A 23,449-nucleotide genomic window follows, 5' to 3' on the forward strand; every position below is an offset into this window, starting at 1 on the left:
TCTTGTACGTTTCTGGCATGACCTCCGCAGGACCGCCCCGTACGACGATCAGCGCCTGGACACCGCCGGTCCCGGGCATCACCGAGGTCTTCCACGCGCACTTCACCGACTACGCGTACCCGGCGCACACCCACGACACATGGGACCTGATGATCCTCGACGCCGGGAGCGTCGACTTCGCGCTCGACCGCCGCCGGCACGGGATCACCGGCCTCGACAGCGTCCTGCTGCTGCCGCCCGGCGTCCCCCACGACGGCAGGACGGTCACCGAGACCGGGTTCCGCAAGCGCGTCCTCTACCTCGACACCAGCGTCCTCCCGGAACGGCTCTCCGGCGGCGCCGTCGACCACCCGGTCCTCCACGACGCACCGCTGCGGCACCGCATCCACCAGCTGCACGCCTCGCTTGACCACCCGGGAGACGCGTTCGAGGCCGAGTCCCGGCTCTCGTTCGTACGCGAACGGCTCCGCTTCCACCTCGGCACGCGCCGGCCGCGCGGTCCGGGCCGCGAGGCGAACAGCCTCGCCGCCACCCTGCGGGAACTGCTCGACTCCCGGATAACGGACGGCATCTCCCTGCACGAGGCCGCCGCCCTGCTGCACGCCCACCCCACGCATCTGATCCGCTGCTTCAAGCAGACCTACGGGCTGCCCCCGCACAAGTATCTGACCGGCAAGCGCATCGACCTCGCCCGGCGCCTCCTGCTCGCCGGACGGCGCCCCGCCGACGTCGCCGCGGACGTGGGCTTCCACGACCAGGCGCATCTGAACCGGCACTTCACCCGCCACGTGGGCACCACCCCGGCCCGCTACGCCGCCACGCGCACCCGCGCCCTGTGGTGACGGACAGGCCGGTGACGCGGGCCGCGGACCGGCCCCGGGGTCAGGACGCCTCCTTCGCGAGGGCGCGGACCAGCTGGTCGCGGGTCATCCTGGAGCGCCCGGAGATGTCGTGCCGGGACGCCTCCTCGTAGAGCTCGCTCTTGTTGAGCCCCTCGAACCGCGCCTTCCCGCTGCTCCGACCGCCGCTCCCGGAGGCCTTCGTACCGGAGGCCTTCGTACGGGACGACCTCTTGCGCCCGGCCTTCGTACGGGACGCCCCCTTACGGCCGCCGCCCCGCCCGCCGCGGCCCCCGCGGGACTCGTCGACGCTGCGCTGGAGGGCGTCCATGAGGTCGACGACGTTCGTGGGCTCCGGCGGCTCCTCCTCGGTGACGACCGTCTCGCCCTTCGCCTTGGCGTCGACCAGTTCGCGTACGCGCTCCTCGTACGTGTCGCGGTAGTCCTCGGGCCGCCACTCCCCGCTGAGCGTGTCGATCAGCTGCCGCGCCGTGTCCAGTTCCCGGCCGGTGGTCTCGCCGTCCTCGGGGAGTACGGGCAGCTCCCGGTACGGGTCGCGGACCTCGTCGGCCCAGTGCAGCGTGTGCAGGACGAGCAGGTCCTCCTGGGCGCTCAGCGCGACCAGATACTGCTTGCTGCGCATCACGAAGGTCGCGATGCCCGTCTTGTTCTCCTTGGCGAGCGCGGCCCGCAGCAGCTCGTAGACCTTGGTGTTCTCGTCGCCCTGGGGGGCGAGGTAGTAGGTGCGGTCGAAGAAGACCGGTTCGACGGCGTCGAGGTCGACGAAGCTGCTGATCTCGATGACCTGGGACTTGCCGGGGGCGATGTCGTCGAGTTCACCGGGCTCGACCATCACGTACTCGCCGCCGCCCAGGTCGTAGCCCTTGACGATGTCGTCGTAGCCGACTTCCTTGCCGGTCCGCTCGTTGACGCGCTTGTTGCGCACGCGGTCGGTGGTGCCGCGCTGGAACTGGCGGAAGTGGACCGTGTGGTCCTCGGTGGCGGTGAACAGCTGCACGGGCACCGAGACCAGCCCGAAGGTCACCACACCGCTCCAGATCGCACGTGCCATCGGTCGTCCCTGCCCTTCGCGGTCACTTCTTCCCGGCGCCGGACCCGCCGGAGCCGGTCTTCTTGCGGACGGGTTTCCCGCTGCCGCGTTTCCTCCCCCCGCTGCTGCTGTCCCCGGCGGCGCCGCCGCTCTGGCGGGCGAGGCGGTCGGCGCGGGAGGCGGCGTTCTCGTACCGCCTGCGCGCCTCGCGGGTCTCCCGTTCGGCTTCCCGCAGGCGTTCGCGCGCCTTACGGGTGGCGTCGCGCGCCGTACGGTGCTCGCTCTCGGCCTCCTTCAGCTGCCGCGCCAGCTCCTCGGCCTGCCGTTCCGCCTGGCGCTGCCGCTCCTCGGCACGGTCCGCCGCGTCCCGGGCCTCGTCCCGGTCGTCCGTACGGGCGCCCAGCTCGCGTTCCGCTTCCTCGGCACGGGCGCGGGCCTCGTCCAGCCGCTGCTGCCGCTCGCGGCGGCGGGTGCGGGCGACGTCCAGGTCGGCGACGGCGCTGCCGCGCTTCTCTTCCCCGTCGCGTGCCCGCCCACCGGAACGCGCCGTCCCCGCACGCGCCGTGCCGGAACGTGCCGTGCCGCCCGTACGGGTCCGCCCGCGGGAGCCGTCACGCTCCCGGGAGCCGTTCCGCTTGCCGCCGCCGGAGGGCCGGGACGTCGGCCCGGTCTCCGCCGCGACGCCCGGGAAGCCGACGGTCGCGGTCAGCGGCTTGGCCAGCCGGCCCCGCGCCCACTCCTCGCCCGCGTCGGGATCGGCCAGGGCCGCGTGCAGCGTCTGCTCCACCTCGCGCCGGGCGGCCTCGCCGAGCCGCTGGCCCTCCCGCTCCGCCAGCTCCGCGGCCTGCCGCGCGAGCGCCGAGATGACCTGGTGCTGGCGGGCGGAGAGCTCCCGCAGCTGCGCGCCGTCGAGCTCCTGGTGCGCGTTCCGCAGCGCCTGGCCCAGCCGCAGCAGCGGCCCGGTCTCCCCGGGCGCCTCGCGTACGAGGAGGTTGCTGGCCCAGGCGGCCAGCGTCGGGCGGCGCAGGCCGCGGATGCGCGCGGCCAGCTCGCCGTCACCCGCCGAGCGCGCCTCCTTGGCCCGCCGGTCGCGGGCGGCGGTGAAGTCGCGCGGCGGGAGTCCGTACAGCTCGTCGGCGACGGCGTCCAGCTCCATCCCCGTGCCTCCGTTCGGCGGCGGGAACCCGTGACGCCGATTTTGACACCGTTTGCCCGTTCAGGCAGAGGCGTCCGGAGCGGCGGCGCCGGCCGGCCCGGCGAGGAGGGTGTCGCGCCCGGGACTGCTCGTGTGCGGGAGGTAGAGGGCGTGCAGCGGGGCGTGTACGGGCGGCTCGACGGCGAGGATGCGCACCTTGCCGCCCGCGGCCGTACCCGGCGGCGAGGTCACGAAGGCGACGCGGTCGGTGCCGATGACGGCGGTCACCGGCGGGGTGCCCTGGCGCTGGGTGCGTTCGGTGCGGGGCTCGAAGCCGGCCGCCCGGCAGTGGTCGAGGAGGAGGTCGGTGTAGCCGGAGTGGCCGGGCTCGCCCCAGACCAGGACACGCTCGCCGGCGAGCTCCGTCAGGGGCACGCTGGTACGGGCGGCGAGCGGATGCCCGGCGGCCACGGCGATCCGCAGCGGCTGGTGATCCAGGGTGGCGCGGGCCAGCCCGTGGGCGGGGGCCGTGCCGCGGCACAGGCCGACGTCCAGCTCGCCTGCCAGCAGGGCGGCGGTCAGCTCGGCGGGGTAGCGCTGGTGCACGTCGGTGGCGATGCCCGGGTGGGCCTCGGCCACCCCGGTCAGCAGGGCCGTGACCTCCTCGCCGGTCACGGCCGGGGTGTGCCCGACGCGGAGCGTCTCCGCCTCGCCGCGCCCGATGCGGCGGGCCCGGTCGAGGGCGCCGCGGGCCACGCCGCGCAGCACCCGCGCGTCCTCCACCAGGGCCCGCCCCGCGGGCAGCAGGGTGACGCCGCCGCTTCCCCGTTCCAGCAGGGGCACCCCGACCTCGCGCTCCAGGGAGCGTACGGACGTGGACAGCGCCTGCTGGGAGAGGTGCAGCCGGGCGGCCGCGCGCGTGACGCTGCCCTCCTCGGCGACGGCCACGAGGTGGTCCAGCTTGTACAGGTCCAGGGCCACTCTCAGACCTCGCAGTCGGTGGGCGCGTACGGCGGCGGGCCGCCGGGGCGGCGGGGGTTCAGCGGGTGGTGTAGCCGCCGTTCGGGAAGAGCGTCTGCCCGGTGAACCACCAGCCGTCGGTCGCCAGGAACGTGATCACCGGGACGATGTCCTCGATCTGCGTCAACTGGCCGCCCAGCGCCTGCGACTTGTGGAACTCCACCCGCTCCGGGCTCTCCTGAGGGTAGAAGAACGGGGTGTCCATCGGGCCGGGCGCGACGACGTTCACGGAGATCGACCGGTCGGCGAACTCCTTCGCCGCCGCCCGCGTGAAGTGCTCCAGCGGCGCCTTCCCGCCGGCGTACGTCGAGTAGCCGTCGGTGAACGCGGCCAGCAGCGACGTACCCAGGCTGATGATCCGGCCGTGGTCGTTGAGCCGGCGTCCGGCCTCCTGGATGAAGAAGTACGCCGCCTTGGCGTTGATGCCGAACATCCGGTCGTAGTCGTCCTCGGTGGTCTCGAGGATCGGCTTGCGCAGCACCATCCCGGTGGTGTTCACGGCGACGTCGGCGCCCCCGTACGCGTCCACGGCAGTGTCGAACAGCCGCCGTACGTCGGCGACCTGCGTCAGGTCGCCCTGGACCGCGACGGCCTGTCCCCCGGCCCCCTGGATGTCCTTGACGGTCTGCTCCGCGTCGCTCTGCGAGCCGTGGTAGTGCACCACGACCTTCGCGCCGTACTCGGCGAACTTCCTGCTGATCAGCCCGCCCAGGTTCTTCTCGCCGCCGCCGACGACCGCGACCTTGCCCCGCAGTGTGTTCTCAGCCATGTCCAGCACTCCTCACGTCCTGTGACGACTTTCCGGTGCCGGACCGGCGTGTTCACCGGTCCTGCCGCCGAGGCTAGGCAGCAGGCCACCACGCTGGGTAACAGACACTTTGGGTGGCGCCACAAGGAGTTTCGATACCGCCCGGTCAGCCGTGCCACGGCCGCCGCGGGACAGCTGACCGGAACCGGAACGCACGAAGCCCCCGGCCAGGACGGGGGGTGCCTGACCGGGGGCGGCTCGTGCCGGCGCTCGCGAGGGCTGTCACCTCTCGGCGGGAAGGCACTGTGGGGCTTCAGCCGAACGATCTTCCCCACAGGCGCTGTGTGAGGCCCGGGGACATTCTCCCCTCACCAGCACCGCATCAGGTTCAACGGGGAAACGTGCCGGATTGTTCCCCGACGCGTACCGCGTACCTCTGTGCGAGTTTTTCAATCCGCCTTCTCACTCGGCCTTCTCACTCCGCTTTCTCACTCGGGGCCTTCTCACTCCGCGGCTTCCTCACCCGTGGTCGTGGCCGCGCGCCCGTGCCTGCGGCAGGCGGCGGCGAGGGCCCGGCGCAGGGGCTCGGGCAACGGCCTGCCGCCGGCGCCCGCCACCACGTCGGCCGCAACCACACGCAGCTTGGTGTTGGTGTGCTGGGACACCTCGACCAGCACCTCCCAGGCGGCCTGCGGGCCGCAGCCGGCCCGGGCCATCACGATGCCGCGCGCCTGGTCGATGACCGGGTGTGTCCGCAGCGCGCGCCGCAGATCACCGACCTCCGAACGCAGCCGGTCCAGCTCCGCTTCCTGCCCGAAGTGCCGCACCCCCGCGCCCACGGCGCTGTCCACCGGACTCTCCTCTTCCACGGGCCGGGTGCCACTACGAGCGGGGCCTTGGAGAGCACTCATCCCAGCGGCTCCTTTCTCGCGGCGAGCTCGTTCCTTCCGGGATCGCATCCTTCATCTGGAGACCGCTTGCTCCGGCCCTTCGATCGTGACTCGACTGCCCCGCCGTATGCAACCGCCACCGTTCGCCCCGGCCACTCCCCGGCCACGGGCCCGCGCCCGGCTCCGGGAAAGGCGGCACCGGCGGCTGTGTCCTTGCCAACCATCCGGTGCCTACGGGCGTCACGCGTGGAGCGCCCGCACCTCCCGCGTAGCCAGCACGTCCGCCGCCGAAACCGGGCTCCTCAGAGCACGCCGAGCGGCGGGCCGGCCAGCCTGCCGTACGTCCGCTCGGAGCGGCGCGCCTCGTCGCCCAGGGCGCGCAGCCGCCAGGCGGGCACCATGTCGCGCAGGCGCGGGAACAGGTGCTCCTCCTGCCGCGCGAAGTGGCACCGTACGGTCTGCATCAGCGCGTCGAGCCGCGGCGCGAACACCGGGTCCGTGGGCGCCAGGCGCGTCAGCCCGGTCAGCGCGCGCTCGATCCTGGCGTGGTCCGCGAGCTCCCGTTCGGCGAGGGCCTCGCCGCGGACGAGGTGGGCGCGTACGGCCGGGAAGAGGTGGGCCCGCTCCAGCCGCGCGTGCCTGCGGAGCACCGTGATCGCCTGGTCCACCAGGCCGCGGAACCGCTCGTCGCCGAACGGCAGCGTGTCGATCCGCAGCAGCAGCTCCCGCAGTTCGCGATGGATGCCCGTGATCTCCTCGATCAGCGTCCGGTCGCCGCCTCGCCCCACGTCCCTTCACCTCTCCCGTGCACCGTGGCCGCCGCTCGCGTGGCCGCCCGTTCACTGTGGGCCGCCGCGTACACCGTGGCCGGTACACCGTGGCCGCCCCGCTCGCCGCCCGGGTTTCCCGCTCCCGTACGGAACTAACCGCCCGCGGGGACCGTCGTCAGCAGACGCCGTCGCCCGGCTTGGGATTGCCGAGCCCGAACAGGGGGCGCAGCCGGAGACCGGCCCAGGTGCCGAGCAGGGCGGTGGCGCCCCAGATCCAGCCGTGGAGGCTGCCGGAGGCGATGCCCGCGAGGTACGCGCCGATGTTGCAGCCGCCGGCCAGCCGCGCGCCCACCCCCATGAACACCCCGCCGAGGACGGCGGCGACGGCCGTACGCCCGGGGACCCGGCGGTGCAGCGTCCAGACGCCGCCCAGCGAGGCGGCGACGGCGGCGCCGAGCATGATGCCGATGTCGGTGAGGCTGGTCTTGTCGCTGAGGACGGCTCCCTGGAACATCTCCGCGTTGCCCGGCTGCTGCCAGAACGTCCAGCCCGCCGGGTCGCCGCCGAGCGCGTCCACGGCCCGCGAGCCCCACAGGCTGAACGCGCTGGTGACGCCCCAGGCGCCGCCGGACACCAGCAGCACCCCGGCGCCGAGCAGCGCCAGCGCGAGCGCGCCGGCCGCCAGCGGCCAGGAGCCGCGCAGCACGCGGGCCGCACCGGCGGCGCTGGGCGGGGTGCCGACGGGCGGCGGGTTGCGCCGGGCCTGTACGAGGCGGGTGCCCAGGACGATCAGGCCCAGTACGGCGAGGGTGACCGCCCACGAGCCGAACCAGCCGACGTGGTCGGAGAGCACCACGGGGTCCAGCGCGGGGAGGTCCTTCCAGAGGTCGAACTGCCAGGCGGCGAGCGTCGATCCGATGATGAACCCGCCGAGCGTCAGCACGATCGAGGTCTGCCCGGAGCCGACCGCGAACAGCGTGCCGGAGGCGCAGGCCCCGCCTATCTGCATGCCGACGGCGAACAGGAACGCGCCCGCCAGCAGCCCCGTCCCGAGCGGCCCGGCGGACGGCACGGGCGTGGAGCCGAACAGCCCGGTGCCGGTGCCGATGACGAGCGCGAACAGCGTCGCGGTCGTGCCCAGCAGGAGGGCGTGCGCGCGCAGGCCGCTGCCGTTGCCGACGGCGATCAACTGCCGCCAGGCGGAGGTGAATCCGAAGCGCGAGTGGAAGAGTGCCACGCCCAGGCCGAGGCCCAGCAGGAGCAGTACGCCGGGCCGCGCGCCGTGCGTGGCCCACACGTACGCGGTCAGCGCGGCGGCCAGCACGCCGGACACGGCGAGCGGCACCGTACGCACACGGGGCGCGGGCTCGGGCGGCGGGCTGGGGGCGGAGGTCGGGGACGGGGCGAGCAGTACGGCGGCGGGCTTGGGCCCGCCGGCGGGCGGAGCGGTGGCGGTCACGGGGTCTCCGGTGGGGTCATGGCGCCGGGGCGGCGCGGGGCGCGCGGGCGCGGGGATCGGGGCTGGGGCGTGGCTGGCGGGGTGGCGTACGACGGATGCGCCGGGGCGTGCGGCACGGCGCGGCACACCCGTACGTGCGCGGGCGGGGCGTACGCGTACGGGCCGCGCGGGGGCTCAGCTACGACAGAGGATGTCGTCGACGCACCAGACCGAGTTCGCGAAGAGCGCGAGACGCAGCGGGGACTTGGGTGCGGACATGGCGACGAGGATAGCGCCGGTGCCCGGCTGCCGGTACGGGCATCTCAACGGCCGGACACTCCGTGCCCGCCCGTCGGGCTCAGCGGCCCCGGGACCGGTGCGGCACCGGGGCTCAGCGGCCCCGTCCGGCGGAGCGGGCGCGGCGGTGGGCCGCGACGCGTTCGCGGGTCGCGCAGCGGCGTGAGCAGTAGCGGCGTTCGGGGCCGCTGCCCTGCGTGAGGAAGACGTTCCGGCAGCCGGGCGAGGCACAGACACCGCCGGGCGGGCGCTGGTGGTCCCAGACAAGGACCGTCAGCGCCATGCAGGACGAGGCGAGGAACCACTCGTCCCAGGCCGCGTCGTCGTCCGTGTCGAGGTGCGGGTGCCAGGGCGTACGGCCCTCGTGCGAGGTGAGGCGCAACTGCCCGGTGTGGGCGCGCAGCAGCCGGTTCAGGACGGCGGCGGCTGCGTCGGCGTCGTGCGCGGCGAAGACCTCGCGGAGCAGGGCGGCGCCCGTACGCATCTCGGCGACGTCGCGGGCGGTGAGGTCGAGCGGGCCCGTCTCGCCGTACGCGCGCAGGACGTCCGTGACGTGTGCGACCTCGGCGGGCCCGGGGCGGTCCGGGTCGTCGCCGCTGAGGACGTTGACGAGTGCGGCTGTGCGCCGCGCCGTGGCCAGCACGGAGTGCCGGGTGGACCAGTCGTCGGTGGTGGACACGGCGCCAGTGTAACGCTTATTGCGCAGTTTTGAGTTACGTCCGTAACGTCCCGCCCATGGAGAAGCGTTACTCGCTGGGCACCTGTCTCGCCGGGGCCGGGGCCGCGCGCGCAGGCGACGACATGTCCGGGCCGGCGCTGATGCTGGCCGCGTTCGCGCTCACCGGCTCGGCCACCGAGGCGTCGGCGCTGCTCGCGGGCATCACCCTCGCGGCGGCGGTCGGCGGCCCCGTACTGGGCGCGCTCCTGGACCGGGCGGCACGGCCGGGCAGGCTGCTGGCGGGCGCGCTCGCCCTCTACGCGCTGGGCCTGACGGTGATCCTGCTGGGTCTGGGCCGTCTCCCGTTCACCGTCACCGTCCTGATCGCCGTCGTCACCGGCCTGCTGGGCCCGGCGCTGTCGGGCGGCTGGACGGCCCAACTGCCGCGCGTCGTACGGCGGGAGCGGCTGCCGCGTGCGAACGCGCTCGACGCGATGACGTTCAGCACGGCGAGCCTGGCCGGGCCGGCCCTCGCCGGCGCCGCGGCCGAACTCCTCGGGGCACCGGCGGCGGTGGTGGCCTCCGTCGTGCTGATCGGGCTGGCGCTGCCGGCGGCGTGGCGACTTCCGGTACGTCCCGAGCCCGCCGTCGCACGGGGGCCCACGCCCGTACGGAGCCGCCGTGCCCGCGTACGGGGGCACAGCCCCGTACGCGGGCACGGCGGCTCCGTGGCCGGTGACCTCGCCGCCGGGGCGCGGTGCATCGTACGGCGCCCGCGGCTGGCCCGCGCGACCCTCACCTCGGTGGTCTCCTGTACGGGTCAGGGCATGCTCGTCGCATGCACCCCGCTGCTGGGCGAACGGGCCCTCGGCGGGGCGGGTCACGGCGCGATGCTGCTCTCCTGTGTCGCGGTGTCGGCCCTGACGGCGAACGCCGTGCTGGCACGGTTCCCGGCCGCGTTCACCGCGGACACGGTCCTCTGGACGAGCACCCTCGTCCAGGCCGCCGCGCTGGCCGCGCTGGCGGTCCAGGCTGCGGGCGGCCTGCCCGCCGTGCTCGTCGCGGCCGCCCTCCTCGCCGGACTCGGCGAAGGGCCCCAGCTGACCGCGCTGTTCACGGTGCGGCACGCGGAGGCGCCGGAACGCCTGCGCGGCCAGATCTTCACCACGGGCGCCAGCCTGAAGATCAGCGGCTTCGCGCTGGGCGCGGCGGCCGCGGGCCCGCTCGCCACCTGGTCACTGCCGGGCGCCCTGGCGGCGGCCGCGGGCGTCCAACTCCTCGCGGCGACCGCCTACTTCGCGGTCCCCGCCACCGGCGGTCCGGCCCGCCGGGCGTGGACCAGACCCCGTTCGGCAAGAGCATCGCGCGACGCGGCGGAGGCTCGTACGGGTCGCTCCGGGCGGCGGCGCAGGTGACGCAGGTGACGAGGCGGACGTGACCACCGCCGTATGGGGGTCGTGGCTCACGGCTCCCGTACGGCGCCTGCGATGACCGACGTCACCACCTTCTCCACGGCGCCGGGTTCCGGCGGCGCGCCCTTGCGGTCGGCGAACAGCAGGTGCCCGGAGCCGATCAGCGCGGGGGCAAGCGCGCCGGTGTCGGTGTCGGCGGCGATACGGCCCCGCTCGCGTTCGGCGTCGAGATACGCGGCGATCATCGCAGTGGCCTCCGTCAGCAGCGGGATACCGGCCGACCCGGACTCGCGCAGCCGCGCGCGCAGCCCGTCGCGCGAAATGACGAGCCCGACGACGGCGACGGCAACCGACCCGAACAGGCCGGTCAGCGCCACGGTGAGGTTCCCCGCGACGGTGCCGGTACCGGCGGCCTCGCGCAGCTCGGCGGCCTGGTCCTCCACGCGGGCGGTCCGGTCGCGTACGAGTTCGGCGAGGAACGCGTCGAAGTCCGCGAAGTGCCGGTGCAGGACGCCCTTCGCGCAGCCCGCCTCCGTCGTGACGGCCCGGCTGGTGAGCGCGCTCGGCCCGTCGCGCAGCAGGACGCGTTCGGCGGCGCCGAAGAGCTGCTCGCGCGCGTCGCGGATGGCCACACCTGTCGGCACGTACGTCCTCGCCTTCCCTTGCCGTGGCCCGCCCGGTTGTCGAGTGGGCATGTGCCCACTACGGTGGGCACATGCCCACTCTACCGTCGGACGGCGCCCGTCCCTCCGGGGCCGGGCCGCGCCCCGACCCAGCCCCTGCTTCGGCTCCGGCCCCGCATCAACACCGCGAGATGGCCGAGTCGTTCGGCTCGGACGCCGCACGCTACGACCGCACCCGGCCCCGTTACCCCGACGCGCTGGTGGCGCGGATCGCCGCGGCCGGGGGCGGACGCGACGGCCTTGCTGCCCTGGACGTCCTCGACGTCGGCTGCGGTACGGGCATCTCCGCCCGGCAGTTCCAGGCGTACGGCTGCCGGGTGCTCGGGGTCGACGCGGACCCGCGGATGGCCGCGTTCGCGCGCCGCGGCGGGCTCGAGACGGAGGTCGCGGCGTTCGAGGAGTGGGACCCGGCGGGCCGTACGTTCGACGCGGTCGCCGCCGGCCAGACGTGGCACTGGGTGGACCCGGTCGCGGGCGCGGCCAAGGCGGCACGGGTGCTGCGGCCCGGCGGCCGGCTGGCCCTGTTCTGGAACGTGTTCGACCCCGCGCAGGAACTGGCGGCGGCCTTCGCCGACGTCTACCGCCGTGTCCTGCCGGACCTGCCGTACAACGCCTGGGCGGCACCCGTACTCGACGGCTACACGACGCTGCTCACGAAGGTGGCCGACGGGATACGGCAGGCGGGCGGCGCGTTCGGGGAGCCGGAACGGTGGCGACACGACTGGGAGCGCCGGTACACACGCGACGAGTGGCTGGACCAGCTCCCGACCCACGGGGGCCATGCCCGGCTTACGCGGGGGCAGTTGGACGAGGTGCTGGCGGGAGTGGGGGCGGCGATCGACGCGGTGGGTGGGGCGTTCACGATGCGGTACGCGACGGTGACGCTCACCGCTGTGCGGACTGCTGGGCCGCGTGTCCGATGACCGCCACCCAATCAAGCCCGTCCGGCGATTGAGGACGAACCCGGGCGGCCACCGCCAGCCAGTGGGCCAACACGCCCAAGACCCACCGCACCTACGCCGTGGCCAACGGCCGTCCTCAAACGCCGGACGGACTGGAGGTGGTTACGGCCGTCCTCAAACGCCGGACGGACTGGAGGTGGCCGCGGAAAGGGGGCGCGTGAAGGCCGATGCATGTACCCACCCGGAGGGGTCACCCGGGTACGGGACGAACAGGGAGGGCGGGCGAACGGCAGACCGGACCGCTCGGCGGAACTCGGCGACTCGGCGACTCGGCGAAAGGAACAGGCGGTGGCACGTCAGATGTCCGGTGAGCCGGAGGCCGCCGACCACGCGCTGGAGCGCACACGGGAGTGGTGGCGGCGCGCCGTCACCACGAGCGGCCGGGAGCGCGACAGCGCGGAGATGGTCGTCAAGAGCGCGCTGGCGGCCACCATCTCGTGGGTCATCGCCTACGAGTTCATGAACGCGACGTCACCCGCCTTCGCCCCCTTCTCGGCGGTGTGGATGATGCAGGCCACCGTCTACCGCTCCCTGGTGCAGTCCCTGGCCCACGTCGGCGCCGTCACGGTGGGTGTTGCGCTGCAGGGCGTGTTCGGGCTGCTGGCCGGCACGGGGCCGGCGGCGTTCGCGCTGGTGGCCCTGGCGGCGCTGACCATCGGCCAGTGGCGGCGGCTGGGCGCGCAGGGCAGCCAGGTGGCCACGGCCGCGTTCTTCGCCTTCTCCACGTACGTGGCCGCGTCGAACACCGACTCCCGCATGACGCAGCTCGGCACGCTGGTCTCGCTGGTGCTGGTGGGTTCCGCCGTGGGCGTCGTGGTGAACCTGCTCGTCCTGCCGCCGATGCGGCACCGCGGCGCCGAGCGCGCGCTCCGGGATCTCGCCGGTGAGCTGCAGAACCTCCTCGCTGACATGCATCCCGTGCTGCGCGAGGAGGACGTGCTGGACGACGGGTGTACGAGCGCGTGGCTGTCCAGGGTGGAGGGTCTGGACTCAACGGCGAGGCAGGCGCGGGCGGCCGTCGGCACGGCGCGCGAGAGTCTCTTCTACAACCCGCGCCAGAAGCTGCCCCGGAATCGGGGGCACAACGGCTTCGAGGGGTACGAGGGCCTGCAGCAGGCGCTGGAACGGGTCACGCACCAGCTGGCCTCCCTCGTACGCAGCCTGCACCAGTGGCAGCGGAACAGCGGCGGCGCCGACCCGCACGACCGCGAGTTCCTGCGCTGCTACAGCGAGTTCCTCGCCCGGCTGGACGCCATCACGCAGGAGTTCGCGGAGCTCGACCAGGACCATCTGGCGGAGCTGACGCGGAACCTGTGCGCGCTCACCGAGGAGGCCGGCGAGTGCCGCGACGAGGTCTCCGGATGTGCGGCGCGGGAGTCGCTGCCGCTGACCGAGACGGGGCGCCCGTACGGCATCCTGCTGGTCGAGGCGTCGCGGCTGACGGAGGAGTTCGAGCACACGTGCCGCGTGCTGCGGCGCGCACTCGGCGAGCCCGAACCGAAAGGCTGACGCCCCGCCCCGCTCCCCGCAGATGTGTATAGGGGACAGGGCCAACGGCCGGTGGCCCGCACCCGCCCCTTCTTCCTCCTCGCCGTCGCCCTGACCCTCTCCGGGTTCGCGTCCTTCGCCGTGGTCATCGGACTGGTCCCGCTGATGCACGCACGCGGCGCCGACGCCACCACCGCGGCCTGGGCCCTCGGCCTCGGCGGAGCCGGACAGACCCTCGGCCGTACGCTCTACGCCGCACTCGCCCGCCGCACCTCTGTCACCACCCGCACGATGGCCCTCATCACGGCGGGCGCCGCCACCACCGCACTTCTCGGCCTTGTTCCCGGCCCCATCCCGTTCCTGGTCGTCCTCGCCGTCCTCGCGGGCGTCGTCCGCGGCAACCTCACCCTCCTCCAGGCCACCGCCGTCGCCGACCGCTGGGGCACCGGTCAGTACGGACGTCTGTCCGCGCTGCTCGCCGCACCCGTCACCGTCGCCACCAGCCTCGTCCCCTTCACCGGCGCAGCCCTGGCCGGCCCCCTCGGCGGCTACCCCGCCCTCTTCCTTCTCCTCGCAGCCCTCTCCCTGACCGCGGCCCTCCTCTCCCTCGGGACAAACACGCCACGCCCATCGGCAGAATCGGTTTAACCGCACACCACCCCGGGCCGGGTTACGTGCCCCGTCGGATCGGCTCAGCGGTCCGGGGCTCAGCGTCGCTGGAGCCGTGCGATGGCTCGGAAGGCCTTCGGTGCCGCGGTTCCCAGCAGGAGGGCGGCGAGCGGGATGACGACGTCCGCCCACGGGTCGCGGATGGGCTTGTAGGTGGCTATGCCGTCCCTGATCTCGATGAACCCGAGGGGTCGGGCCTCGGCTCCGCCGCCTCCCCCGCCGCCTTCGCCTGTCTTGGCTGGGCCGACCTCGCGGCCCGCGCCGCCGCCGAAGCCGAAGCCGACCCGGGCAACGGGGATGACGGTGACACCGTCGCGGACCACCGGCTCGCCGTAGACGGCCGCCGCGGAGGCCTGGGCGCCGAGCTTGTCGGCCAGGCGCTCCAGCAAGGTGGCGGATGCGTTCGCCGCGCTCATGTCCTTGAGCGGGACGGGCCGTTCCGCGTCTTCTGCGGCGGTCATGGGGTGTCTCCCGCGGGTCGTACGGCGGTACCGAGGAGGTGGGTGGCGGCCGGCAAGGGGATGCGGCTCTCCGGGAAGGCAAACCGGTCGATGCCGGTAAGGGTGAACCCGGCGACGGCGATGGCCTGTTGAGTGTCGCGGCCGGTGTGGCAGCCGCCGTTCAGCAGCGGCCAGACGGTGGCGTCCAGGACACGCTGGACGCGGCGCATCGCAGACGAGTCGGCCCGCACGTGCTCGAAGAACCGCAGCTGGCCGCCCGGCCGCAGGATGCGGTACAGCTCGGCGAGGGCGGCGTGCGGGTCGGCCACCGAGCACAGGGTCAGACACGCCACGGCGGCGTCGAACGAGCCGTCAGGGAACGGGAGTTGCTCGCCGCGGCCGTCGATCAGCTCCGCCGGGACGGAGGCAGCGTGGGCCTGCCGTTCGGCCAGGGCCCGCAGGCGTGGCTCCGGCTCGACGGCCACCAGGCGCTGCACTTCGGGTGGGTAGTACGGGAAGTTCAGTCCGTTGCCCGCGCCGATCTCGACGACCTCGCCGGACAGGGCGGCCAGCAGGCGGCGGCGGTGCTCGGTGATGCCCGCCTTCTCCAGGGCCGGACCGGCGAACCCCGCGTAGAAGCGGGCGAAGAGTGGATGCTGCTTGGTCCGCTGGGTCATGGGGACGGTCTCCCTCCGGCAGCACGATGGCGCTACCCTGATTGACGGAGGTACTACATAGTGAAGTCACTTCACGATATGCCGGAGGGACCCGAGACCGCCAGGGTTTCGCTGGACCGGCTCTTCGAACTCGCCGAGGTGCTCGGTTCGATGATGCAGCGCGGAGTCGCCGAGCGCGGGCTGACGACGGCCCGCGCGGGCGTGCTGTGGGCGCTGTTCCACGACGGGCCGATGACGCAACGGGCGCTGGCCGGGCAGCTGGGGGTCACGCCCCGCAACGTCACCGGGCTCCTGGACGCGCTCCAAGCGGACGGGCTGGTGGCGCGCACGGCCCATCCCACCGACCGGCGCGCGACCCTGGTCGCCCTCACAGGCAGGGGACGCCAGGTCACCGAGGCGCTGCGCGGCGGCCGGGATGAACTGGCCGCCGTGCTGTTCGACGGTATGCCTCCGGGACAGCTCGCCGCCTTCACGGCTGGGCTGGAAACGGTGATCGAGCAGCTGCGGGCCGCCGATCCCGGCGAGGGTTAGGGCTCCGCCCGGTGCCAGGGAGCACCGGGCAGGGTGACCACCGAGGCGGTGGTCAGCCGCAGCGCGTACGCCGCCCGGTCGGCACCGGGTACGGGGCCGAGGTAGTCGTGGCCGGTCATGTGGCACCAGGCGGGCAGGTCCAGCGGGGCTGCCGGGTCGCTGGCGAGCACGTGGACCACGGTCCCCGCGGGCGCGCCGTCGATCGCACGACGCAGCACCAACAGCAGCTGGACGCAGAGCAGTTCCCCACCGTCGACCACCAGATCCGGCGCGCAGCGGGTGGACAAGCCGGGGCGCGACGCAGGGTGTTCGCCTGTCATGTTTCTCCTGTCGACGGCGCTTCGTTCACTGCGGGCGCTCACGGGGGCCCGGGCTGGCTGGCCCACTGTCCCGCTCTCCCCCGGCGGCAGCCCTCCCGATCAGGCGGGTCGCTGTATCGATCTCCTCCGGTGTGTTCCAGCGGCCCAGCGACAGCCGTAGCGCGCTCAGGGCCCGCTCCGGTGGCAGGCCCATCGCCGTGAGCACCGGCGAGGGGGTGTGCTCGCCGCTGTGGCAGGCCGAGCCGGTCGACGCCGCCACCTCCGGCACGGCGTGGAGAAGTTCGTGGCCGCGGCAGTGGTCGATGCTGACGTTCAGGGTGTTCGGCAGCCGTGCCTCGCGGGGACCGTTGAGGCGCACCCGGCCGGGCAGGGCGGCGGCCAGACGCTGGTGGAGGTCATCGCGCAGCGCGGCGATGCGGTGGTTGCCGCCGGCGGCGAGGTCGTCTTCGGCCAACTGCGCGGCCTTGCCGAGCGCGACGGCGAGGGCGGCGTTCTCGGTGCCGGCCCGCAGCCCGTGCTCCTGCCCGCCGCCGTAGACGAGCGGTTCGAGGCGGGTTCCGTCGCGTACGTACAGGGCGGCGATGCCCTTGGGCGCGTACATCTTGTGCCCGACGACCGTCAGCAGGTCCACACCCAACTCGCGTACGTCCAGCGGGATTTTCCCCGCGGTCTGGGCGGCGTCGCAGTGGAGGAGCGCCCCGTGGGCGCGGGTGATGCGGGCCAGGGCGGCGACGGGCTGGAGGGCGCCGGTCTCGTTGTTGGCGGCCATGACCGAGACCAGCACGGTGCGTTCGGTCAGCGCTGCGGCCAGCACCGCCGGGTCGACCAGGCCATCGCGGTCGACCGGGAGGTACGTCACCTCGGCGCCGTGCAGCCGTTCCAGCGCCCGGCAGGTTTCCAGGACCGCGGGGTGTTCGGTGACCTGGGTGATCACATGGGGCCGGTCGTTCCCGGCGGCCAGGACCACGCCGCGCAGGGCGAGGTTGTCCGCCTCGGATCCGGAGCCGGTGAACACGATCTCCCCGGCGTCCGCGCCGATCAGCGCTGCCACCCGCGCACGGGCACGGGCCAGGGCCGTCCTGGGCTCGGTGGCGTAGGCGTGGCCGCTGGAGGGGTTGCCGAACCAGTCCGCCAGATACGGGACCATCGCCTCGACGACCCGTGGATCCACGGGGGTCGTGGCGTTGTAGTCCAGGTACACGGGATCGCCCCGGAGCCCGGGGTGCGGGGTGGTCACGCGGCGGCGTCCGCAGCGACCGGGAAGTCGGCCAGCCGCCATTCCAGCATTCCGTCGGTCAGCCGGACCGCCCTGCGGCCCCGCTCCTGCAGCAGCCGCACCGCGTCGTAGGCCAGGACGCAGTAGGCGCCCCGGCAGTACGCCACCACCTCCGTGTCCTGCGGCAACTCGGTGATGCGCTCGGCGAGTTCCTCCACCGGGATGGACAGGGCACCCGGGATGTGCCCAGCGGCGTACTCCTCGGCCGGTCGGACATCGAGGACGACGACCTCACCCGCCTCGGCACGGGTCCGCAGCGCTTCACGGTCAACCTCTTCCGCCTCGTCGGCACCGAGGTAGGCGGTGCGGGCGGGCTCCACCCCCGCCTGGTGTATGTGGGCGACCTGGCGCAGCAGGGCGTACAGGGCGGCGACGTCGTCGCCGGCCAGCCGGTAGTGGATGCGCACGCCGTCGCGGCGGGTCGCCACGAGCCCGGCTTGCTTGAGCGTCTGCAGATGGGCCGAGGCGGTGGTCAGATTCAGCCCGGCCGCCTTGGCGAGCGCGTCCACGGTGCGCTCCCCCTGGGCCAGCAGATCGAGCAGTTCCAAGCGCTTTCCGCTGCTCAGCGCCTTGCCGGTGCGGGCGAAGGCGTCGTACAGCGCGGCTTTGCGCGCAGGGTCTCCCATGGCTTCCTCCATCATTCCATGGAATATTGTAGCTAGGGCAGGGAGCTGAAGCGACCCGGCATCCACCGTGACACCTGGAGGACCTGATGAGCTTCGCCGACGACCACCTGGTACCGCTGGTCGACGAAGGGCTGGGCAACAGCGCTTACCTCGTCGACCTCGGCGACGGCCGCGCCCTGGCCGTGGACGCGAGCCGCGATCTGCGCGCCCTGCGTGCGGCGGCCGACCGACGCGGACTGACCGTCGCGTACGCCGCCGACACTCACCTGCATGCCGACTTCCTCTCCGGAGCCGTGCAGCTCGCACACGACGACGGCGCCACGGTGCTCGCCTCCGCCGCCGGACACCGCGCCTTCGAGCACACCGCGCTCGCCGACGGCGACGAGACGGATCTGGGCGGGCTGACCCTGCGTGCCCTGGCCACCCCAGGCCACACCGACGAGCACCTGTCCTTCCTCCTGACGGACGGCCCCCGCGAACTCGGCGTGTTCACCGGCGGATCGCTGATCGTCGGCTCCGCCGCCCGCACCGACCTGCTCGGCGCCGACCGCGCCGAGGAACTGGCCCGCGCCCAGTACCGCTCACTGCGGCGGCTGGCCGAACTGCCGGACGCCACCGCCGTGTGGCCCACCCACGGCGCCGGTTCCTTCTGCTCCGCCCCGCCGGGCGCGGAGCGCACCACCACCATCGCCGCGCAGAAGCAGGCAAACGCGTTGCTCGCCGCCCCGGACGAGGACACCTTCGTCCGGGAGCTGCTCGGCAGCCTCGGCTCCTACCCCGCCTACTTCGACCGGCTGAGCGAGATCAACCGGCGCGGCCCCGCCGTCCTCGGCTCCGCCCCCGTACTCCCCGCACTGACCAGCGACCAGGTCCGCGAACTGCTCGGGCAGGGCGCCCAGATCCTCGACGTCCGCCCGATCGCGGACTTCGCCGCAGGCCACATCCCCGGCGCGATCTCCATCCCGCTGCGCGATCAGTTCGCCACCTGGCTGGGCTGGTTGCTGCCCGAGAACACCCCGCTCGTGATCGTCACCGCGCCCGGCCAGGATCTGGCTGAACTCACCTGGCAGGCCCTGAAGATCGGGTACGAACGTCTGGCCGGCCACCTCGCGGGCGGCATGGCCGCCTGGAACGCGGGTGGCGGAACCCAGGAAAGCGTCGAACTCGTCGCCGCCGACCGGCTCGCCGACCGCCCGGTCCTCGACGTCCGTCAGCGGGCCGAGCACACCGCCGCCCACATCCCCGGCGCCGCCCACATCGAACTCGGCGACCTCACCGCCCGTTCCAACGACGCGCCGCAGGGCGCAGTCGTCGCCTGCGGCCACGGCGAACGTGCCATGACCGCCGCCAGCCTCCTCCAGCGCGCCGGCCACAGCGATCTCGCAGTCCTCGACGGCGGACCCGCCGACTGGGCCAAGGCCACGTCACGCCCCCTGCAGGAGGGTGCGTGACCAACGCCCGTACCACCGCGGACTCCCGCGGCATACGCCTCGGACTGCGCGCCAATCTCGCCCAGTTCAGCCTGCTGGTCGCCGTCAACGCGCTGGTCGGAGGCATGCTCGGTCAGGAACGCACCGTCCTGCCGCTGCTGGCCGAGGACGTCTTCCACCTCTCCGCCTACACCTCCGCCCTCACCTACATCCTGGCCTTCGGCTCCACCAAGGCAGTCACCAACTTCTTCGCCGGCACCTGGTCGGACCGCTTCGGCCGCAAGCCGGTCCTGATCGCCGGATGGCTTGTCGCCCTGCCCGTGCCCGCGATGCTCGCCTGGGGCCCGACCTGGGGCTGGATCATCGCCGCGAACGTCCTGCTCGGCATCAACCAGGGCCTGACCTGGTCCACCACCGTCATCATGAAGATCGACCTGGTCGGCCCCGAACGGCGCGGCCTGGCCATGGGGTTCAACGAGGCCGCCGGCTACATCGCCGTCGCCGCCACCGCCATGGCCACCGGCGCCATCGCCGAGCATGCGGGGCTCCGGCCCGAGCCGTTCCTGCTGGGGGCCGCCTACGTCGTCCTGGCTCTGGGCCTGTCCACCCTCGCCGTCCATGAGACCCGTGACCACGCCCGTTTCGAAGCCGCCCGCCACGTCACTCCGGCGGGCAGCGAGAACGACGGGGAGCTGACCACCGCGCAGATCGCACGGCTCACCAGCCTCAGCGACAGGGCCCTGTCCGCCGCCAGCCAGGCCGGCATGGTCAACAACCTCAACGACGCCCTCGCCTGGGGCATCTTCCCTCTGCTCTTCGCCGCCCACAGCCTGTCCATCGCCCAGATCGGCGTCCTCGCCGCGCTCTACCCGGCCGTCTGGGGCGCCGGGCAGATGCTCACCGGCTGGTGGTCCGACCACATCGGCCGCAAGCACCTCATCACCGCGGGGATGCTGCTGCAGGCAGCGGCCATCGCCCTCGTCGCGGCGGGCTCCACCTTCAGCGTCTGGGCCACCGCCCAGGTTCTCCTCGGCGTCGGCACCGCCCTGGTCTACCCCACCCTGCTCGCCGTCGTCGGCGACGTCGCCCATCCCGCCTGGCGCGCCCGCGCCGTGGGCGTCTACCGCCTGTGGCGCGACGGAGGCTTCGCCGTCGGGGCCCTCCTCGCCGGAGCCCTCGCCGACGCCTACAGCCTCACCACCGCCATCTGGGCGGTCGCCGCCCTCACCGCCGCCTCCGGGCTGCTGGTCGCGGTACGCATGTACGAGACACACCCACGCGCTGATCAGTGAGCGGTACCAAGGGTCCGACCACCAGCGCCGTGATCGACACGACCAACTCGGCCAGCACCACCCGACCTTTGCGGACGTCTCGCCATGGATACGTAGTCCGCAGGCAGGCTCGCCATCGGTCCCAGCGGGACCTTCCCGAACGCCGGACACGCCAAGCAAAAAGTGGTGAGCCTACTGCTCAGCTCAGTTGTCGAGTCGGCTGGGAACTATGGGCAGTTGTACGTACCCGAGGCTTTCGGCCCGGTGCAGTCACTCGGGTCGTAGGCGTGATGCGTGCGGAGCATCGCTGTTGGTCGAGCGAATCATGGCTACCAGCGTCCGGGATCTAGCCGCCCCCACATGCAGCCGCTTGCGCAACGTCTCCGCGGAGATCGGGCGTTGATATGCCTCCCGGTGCCGAGCATCCTCCTCATAAGCCCGTTCCAGCAGCACCTCCTCGCCGGATCGAGATTTGATGTGCCGAGCGCCCTCACCGGAAACAGAGACGTCAGATTCGCCGTCGCTGCCAGCGTCCTCCGCCCACCGCGGGGCCACCTCCTCCACCCCCGCCCGAGGGCGCTGACCAGCCTCCAAAACCACGGAACCTGCTGCCTCCTGTGGACCCGTGCTGCTGATGGCCTGGAGCAGCCCCGGGCCCACCTCTGCCCAGCCGATCAGCAGCAGCGGCCCGACTGCGTCGAAAGCGGCCTTTCCACGCTCCCCGGCGAGCAAAGGATCCGTCACGTTCAACGCCAACGTCACCAAGCCGGAGAACACCAGGAGCCGGCGCGCCGGGCGGAGCAGCTCCGGAGACGCGCCATGCACTGCGAGATACCGCGTACCCAGCAACAGCCCTAACACAGACAGATCCACCGCAGGAGCCACCAACGGCGCAACCCACGGCGGAACATGCAACCGCAGCGCCAGCGCCCACACATTCCCAAATCCGAACAGGAACGTCAGACCGACGACCAGAGCCATGACGAGAGTGACACCACGAACCGTGACCTCCCGTTCGAGCGAGCTGGCGGGACAGCCCGGAGCGGGCTTCGGATCGGTGCCCGCCATCAGAAGGCCCCCTTCTGTTTCGGGGGCTCGGTATGAGCCGTCTGCGTCGCCGCAGCGCCCGTCATCACGTTGTCGCGGAATGCGGGAGCAATGCGGGAGCGGACGCCCGTGGACCAGCCTGTCCCAGGCTCCGCGTACTGGACGGAATGCTGACTCAAGGCAGGACTAAATCGCCCAAACAGGATCACGGCTCATCCTCCTGGACGGTCTCCTCGGGACTCATAATCCGTCGGCCGTGGGTTCGAGTCCCACCCGCCCCACTCTGAGCCTCCGCCGGGGAAGCGCTCCGCCCCTGTGCGCTCGGCCGCCTCCCGTCGGCGCGTGGGCCGGATGCGGCCAGGGCGTCAGCGGAACGCGGCGGCCTCCTTGTGCAACGCCTTGACGAGGCGGTCCAGTTCGGCGCGCGTGTTGTAGAGGGTCGGGGTCACCCGTACCGCGCTACCCCGCGCGATGCCCTTGCGTGCCACGGTCAGGACGCGGTGCTTTTCGAGGAGGATCTTCGCCATCCTCTGCGCCTGGGCGTAGTCCTTCATGGCAGGCAGCCGGAAGCTCGTCACCGCGCCATGGCGCTCCGGGTCGTCCGGCGTGAGGATCTGCAGGCCCTTGATGTCCCGCGCGCGTTCGACCCAGTGGTTCCGCAGCCCCTGCAGATGCTCCTGCTTGGCCCTGCCGCCGATACGTTCGTGGAACGCGATGGCCTTGGGCACGGTCAGCGCCGCGGCGAAGTTGACGGTGCCGGCGCTGGCACGCGAACGCGTGTCGTCGGCCGGGACCAGCGTGTTTCCCATGCAGGTCTCGATGTCCCGCAGCCGCGATCCACGGATCCAGATCGCGCCGGTTCCCAGCGGTGCGCACAGCCACTTGTGCAACGAGAAGCCGACGAAGTCCGCATTCATGTCGGGCAGCGTGAAGTCGATGTGCCCGATCGTCTGGGTGGCGTCCACGAGCGTGTCGACGCCGCGCGCCCGGGCCATTTCCACGATCTCGCGCACCGGCATGACGATGCCGGTGCGGTTCGACATGTGCGTGACCAGCAGCAGCTTCAGGCCCGCCGGGGCCTTCCGCAGCTGCTCCTCGTAGGCGGCGAGGATGTTCGCCGTGGTGGCCGGCTCCGGTATCGCGAACGTGATGACGTTCGCGCCGCGGTGGTGCCGCAGCGATTCCATCGCCTGCTGCATCTCGTCGTAGTCGAGGTCCGCGTACATGACCGAGTCGCCCGGCTGGAGCCGTCCGTACTGCATGATCAGGTTCTGCATCGCCTCGGTGCCGTTGCGCGTGAGGACGAACTCCTCCTTCGGCGCGGCCATCAGCCTCGCCACCTCGGCGCGTACCTGGTCCATGGCCTCCGTGCGCTCGTTCCCCGGGATCCCGTCGCGTACGAAGAGCACGTTGCGCCGGTTCAGGAACCGGGTCTGCTCGAGATACTCACGCTCGATCGACCGGGGCATGACACCCCAGTAGGCGTTCTCCAGGTTGGCCACCGAACGGTCCACGTCCCACAGCGCGGGCAGATCCCGTATACCCGTCGGCATGTCTGCGTCCGCACCGGTGTCCCCGGCGGTGTGCGTGGCAGTGTGCGCGGCTGCGGGCGTCTGGCCCCAGACGGCCGCTGCGAACGCGGCACCTGCGGCGGACGTGGTGAAGAAGCGGCGGTCCATTGCGAACTCCCTTTCGGAGACTGCGTACCGACGTCATGTGCCCGAGATACTCCCAGCCGCCTCAGGGCGGCGCCATGGCCCTGACAGCCCGT

The 23,449-nt window shown here is 72.9% G+C and carries 24 protein-coding genes; 8 read left to right on the forward strand and 16 right to left on the reverse strand.

Features of this window, described 5'->3' with window-relative positions; genetic code table 11:
* Positions 1 to 17: 17 nt before the first annotated feature.
* Positions 18 to 842 carry a helix-turn-helix domain-containing protein gene (locus tag DVA86_RS22430; RefSeq protein ID WP_208880889.1) on the forward strand — a complete coding sequence of 275 codons (825 nt, stop codon included), beginning with the start codon at positions 18 to 20 and terminating at the stop codon, positions 840 to 842.
* A 40-nt stretch (positions 843 to 882) separates the two neighbouring features.
* Here DVA86_RS22430 and ku read toward each other — a convergent pair whose 3' ends face one another.
* From ku to DVA86_RS22470, 8 genes are all read right to left on the reverse strand, one after another.
* Positions 883 to 1,911, reverse strand: a complete 1,029-nt coding sequence (gene ku / locus DVA86_RS22435) for a non-homologous end joining protein Ku (protein WP_208880891.1) — start codon at positions 1,909 to 1,911, stop codon at positions 883 to 885.
* A 22-nt stretch (positions 1,912 to 1,933) separates the two neighbouring features.
* Positions 1,934 to 3,046 (reverse strand): hypothetical protein, encoded by a 1,113-nt coding sequence (locus tag DVA86_RS22440; protein ID WP_208880893.1) that lies wholly within the window; start codon positions 3,044 to 3,046, stop codon positions 1,934 to 1,936.
* A 60-nt stretch (positions 3,047 to 3,106) separates the two neighbouring features.
* A complete protein-coding gene (locus tag DVA86_RS22445; RefSeq protein WP_208880895.1) occupies positions 3,107 to 4,006 on the reverse strand; it encodes a LysR family transcriptional regulator in 900 nt (299 codons plus the stop codon).
* Between the two features lie 58 nt (positions 4,007 to 4,064).
* Positions 4,065 to 4,814 (reverse strand): SDR family oxidoreductase, encoded by a 750-nt coding sequence (locus DVA86_RS22450; protein WP_208880897.1) that lies wholly within the window; start codon positions 4,812 to 4,814, stop codon positions 4,065 to 4,067.
* A gap of 482 nt (positions 4,815 to 5,296) precedes the next feature.
* Positions 5,297 to 5,704, reverse strand: a complete 408-nt coding sequence (locus DVA86_RS22455; RefSeq protein WP_245996971.1) for an ANTAR domain-containing protein — start codon at positions 5,702 to 5,704, stop codon at positions 5,297 to 5,299.
* A 281-nt stretch (positions 5,705 to 5,985) separates the two neighbouring features.
* Positions 5,986 to 6,471 (reverse strand): hemerythrin domain-containing protein, encoded by a 486-nt coding sequence (locus tag DVA86_RS22460; protein ID WP_208880900.1) that lies wholly within the window; start codon positions 6,469 to 6,471, stop codon positions 5,986 to 5,988.
* 157 nt (positions 6,472 to 6,628) lie between these two features.
* Positions 6,629 to 7,912: a YeeE/YedE family protein gene (locus DVA86_RS22465; RefSeq protein WP_208880902.1), complete on the reverse strand. Its 1,284-nt coding sequence runs from the start codon at positions 7,910 to 7,912 to the stop codon at positions 6,629 to 6,631.
* A gap of 370 nt (positions 7,913 to 8,282) precedes the next feature.
* The gene (locus tag DVA86_RS22470; protein WP_245996972.1) at positions 8,283 to 8,867 is read right to left on the reverse strand and encodes a CGNR zinc finger domain-containing protein; all 585 of its coding nucleotides are present in this window, start codon (positions 8,865 to 8,867) and stop codon (positions 8,283 to 8,285) included.
* Positions 8,868 to 8,923: 56 nt separating this feature from the next.
* Between DVA86_RS22470 and DVA86_RS22475 the strand changes: the two genes are divergently transcribed.
* Complete coding sequence (locus DVA86_RS22475; RefSeq protein ID WP_208880904.1) at positions 8,924 to 10,261, forward strand: MFS transporter; 1,338 nt, start codon at positions 8,924 to 8,926, stop codon at positions 10,259 to 10,261.
* A 47-nt stretch (positions 10,262 to 10,308) separates the two neighbouring features.
* Here the strand turns inward: DVA86_RS22475 and DVA86_RS22480 are convergent, their stop codons facing one another.
* Positions 10,309 to 10,902, reverse strand: a complete 594-nt coding sequence (locus tag DVA86_RS22480; RefSeq protein WP_208880905.1) for a TetR/AcrR family transcriptional regulator — start codon at positions 10,900 to 10,902, stop codon at positions 10,309 to 10,311.
* 170 nt (positions 10,903 to 11,072) lie between these two features.
* Here DVA86_RS22480 and DVA86_RS22485 point away from each other — a divergent pair, with 170 nt between their 5' ends.
* The 3 genes from DVA86_RS22485 (at position 11,073) to DVA86_RS22495 (ending at position 14,039) form a co-directional block, all read left to right on the forward strand.
* Positions 11,073 to 11,864: a class I SAM-dependent methyltransferase gene (locus tag DVA86_RS22485; protein WP_208885014.1), complete on the forward strand. Its 792-nt coding sequence runs from the start codon at positions 11,073 to 11,075 to the stop codon at positions 11,862 to 11,864.
* Between the two features lie 327 nt (positions 11,865 to 12,191).
* On the forward strand, positions 12,192 to 13,412 hold the full coding sequence (locus tag DVA86_RS22490; RefSeq protein ID WP_245996974.1) for an FUSC family protein: 1,221 nt from the start codon (positions 12,192 to 12,194) through the stop codon (positions 13,410 to 13,412).
* Between the two features lie 51 nt (positions 13,413 to 13,463).
* Positions 13,464 to 14,039, forward strand: coding sequence for an MFS transporter (locus DVA86_RS22495; RefSeq protein WP_425470904.1), 576 nt, complete (start codon positions 13,464 to 13,466; stop codon positions 14,037 to 14,039).
* Between the two features lie 59 nt (positions 14,040 to 14,098).
* On the opposite strand, the gene DVA86_RS22500 is transcribed toward DVA86_RS22495, so the two are convergent.
* Together DVA86_RS22500 and DVA86_RS22505 are read right to left on the reverse strand one after the other, a co-directional pair.
* Positions 14,099 to 14,521, reverse strand: a complete 423-nt coding sequence (locus tag DVA86_RS22500; protein ID WP_208880908.1) for a spore germination protein GerW family protein — start codon at positions 14,519 to 14,521, stop codon at positions 14,099 to 14,101.
* Positions 14,518 to 15,177: a class I SAM-dependent methyltransferase gene (locus DVA86_RS22505; RefSeq protein WP_208880909.1), complete on the reverse strand. Its 660-nt coding sequence runs from the start codon at positions 15,175 to 15,177 to the stop codon at positions 14,518 to 14,520. The genes DVA86_RS22500 and DVA86_RS22505 overlap by 4 nt, the downstream gene beginning before the upstream one ends.
* Positions 15,178 to 15,255: 78 nt before the next feature.
* Here DVA86_RS22505 and DVA86_RS22510 point away from each other — a divergent pair, with 78 nt between their 5' ends.
* Positions 15,256 to 15,708, forward strand: coding sequence for a MarR family winged helix-turn-helix transcriptional regulator (locus DVA86_RS22510; protein ID WP_222623352.1), 453 nt, complete (start codon positions 15,256 to 15,258; stop codon positions 15,706 to 15,708).
* Here the strand turns inward: DVA86_RS22510 and DVA86_RS22515 are convergent.
* The 3 genes from DVA86_RS22515 to DVA86_RS22525 are packed head-to-tail and all read right to left on the reverse strand — an operon-like array spanning position 15,705 to position 17,930.
* A complete protein-coding gene (locus tag DVA86_RS22515) occupies positions 15,705 to 16,028 on the reverse strand; it encodes a sulfurtransferase TusA family protein (RefSeq protein ID WP_208880911.1) in 324 nt (107 codons plus the stop codon). The genes DVA86_RS22510 and DVA86_RS22515 overlap by 4 nt on opposite strands.
* Positions 16,029 to 16,053: 25 nt before the next feature.
* The gene (locus DVA86_RS22520) at positions 16,054 to 17,265 is read right to left on the reverse strand and encodes a cysteine desulfurase family protein (RefSeq protein WP_245996975.1); all 1,212 of its coding nucleotides are present in this window, start codon (positions 17,263 to 17,265) and stop codon (positions 16,054 to 16,056) included.
* Complete coding sequence (locus DVA86_RS22525) at positions 17,262 to 17,930, reverse strand: ArsR/SmtB family transcription factor (protein ID WP_208880914.1); 669 nt, start codon at positions 17,928 to 17,930, stop codon at positions 17,262 to 17,264. The genes DVA86_RS22520 and DVA86_RS22525 overlap by 4 nt, the downstream gene beginning before the upstream one ends.
* A gap of 86 nt (positions 17,931 to 18,016) precedes the next feature.
* On the opposite strand from DVA86_RS22525, the gene DVA86_RS22530 reads away from it, so the two are divergent.
* On the forward strand, positions 18,017 to 19,381 hold the full coding sequence (locus DVA86_RS22530) for an MBL fold metallo-hydrolase (RefSeq protein WP_208880915.1): 1,365 nt from the start codon (positions 18,017 to 18,019) through the stop codon (positions 19,379 to 19,381).
* Complete coding sequence (locus tag DVA86_RS22535; RefSeq protein WP_208880917.1) at positions 19,378 to 20,652, forward strand: MFS transporter; 1,275 nt, start codon at positions 19,378 to 19,380, stop codon at positions 20,650 to 20,652. The genes DVA86_RS22530 and DVA86_RS22535 overlap by 4 nt, the downstream gene beginning before the upstream one ends.
* 249 nt (positions 20,653 to 20,901) lie before the next feature.
* On the opposite strand, the gene DVA86_RS22540 is transcribed toward DVA86_RS22535, so the two are convergent.
* Both DVA86_RS22540 and DVA86_RS22545 read right to left on the reverse strand, forming a co-directional pair.
* Entirely contained in the window at positions 20,902 to 21,699 is a 798-nt protein-coding gene (locus tag DVA86_RS22540) for a SpdA protein (RefSeq protein WP_222623354.1), read from the reverse strand.
* Between the two features lie 344 nt (positions 21,700 to 22,043).
* Positions 22,044 to 23,357, reverse strand: a complete 1,314-nt coding sequence (locus DVA86_RS22545) for an aminotransferase class V-fold PLP-dependent enzyme (RefSeq protein WP_208880918.1) — start codon at positions 23,355 to 23,357, stop codon at positions 22,044 to 22,046.
* Between the last annotated feature and the right edge of the window lie 92 nt (positions 23,358 to 23,449).

Origin of the sequence: Streptomyces armeniacus, from assembly GCF_003355155.1 — a bacterium.
In the GTDB taxonomy this organism is placed as follows: domain Bacteria; phylum Actinomycetota; class Actinomycetes; order Streptomycetales; family Streptomycetaceae; genus Streptomyces; species Streptomyces armeniacus.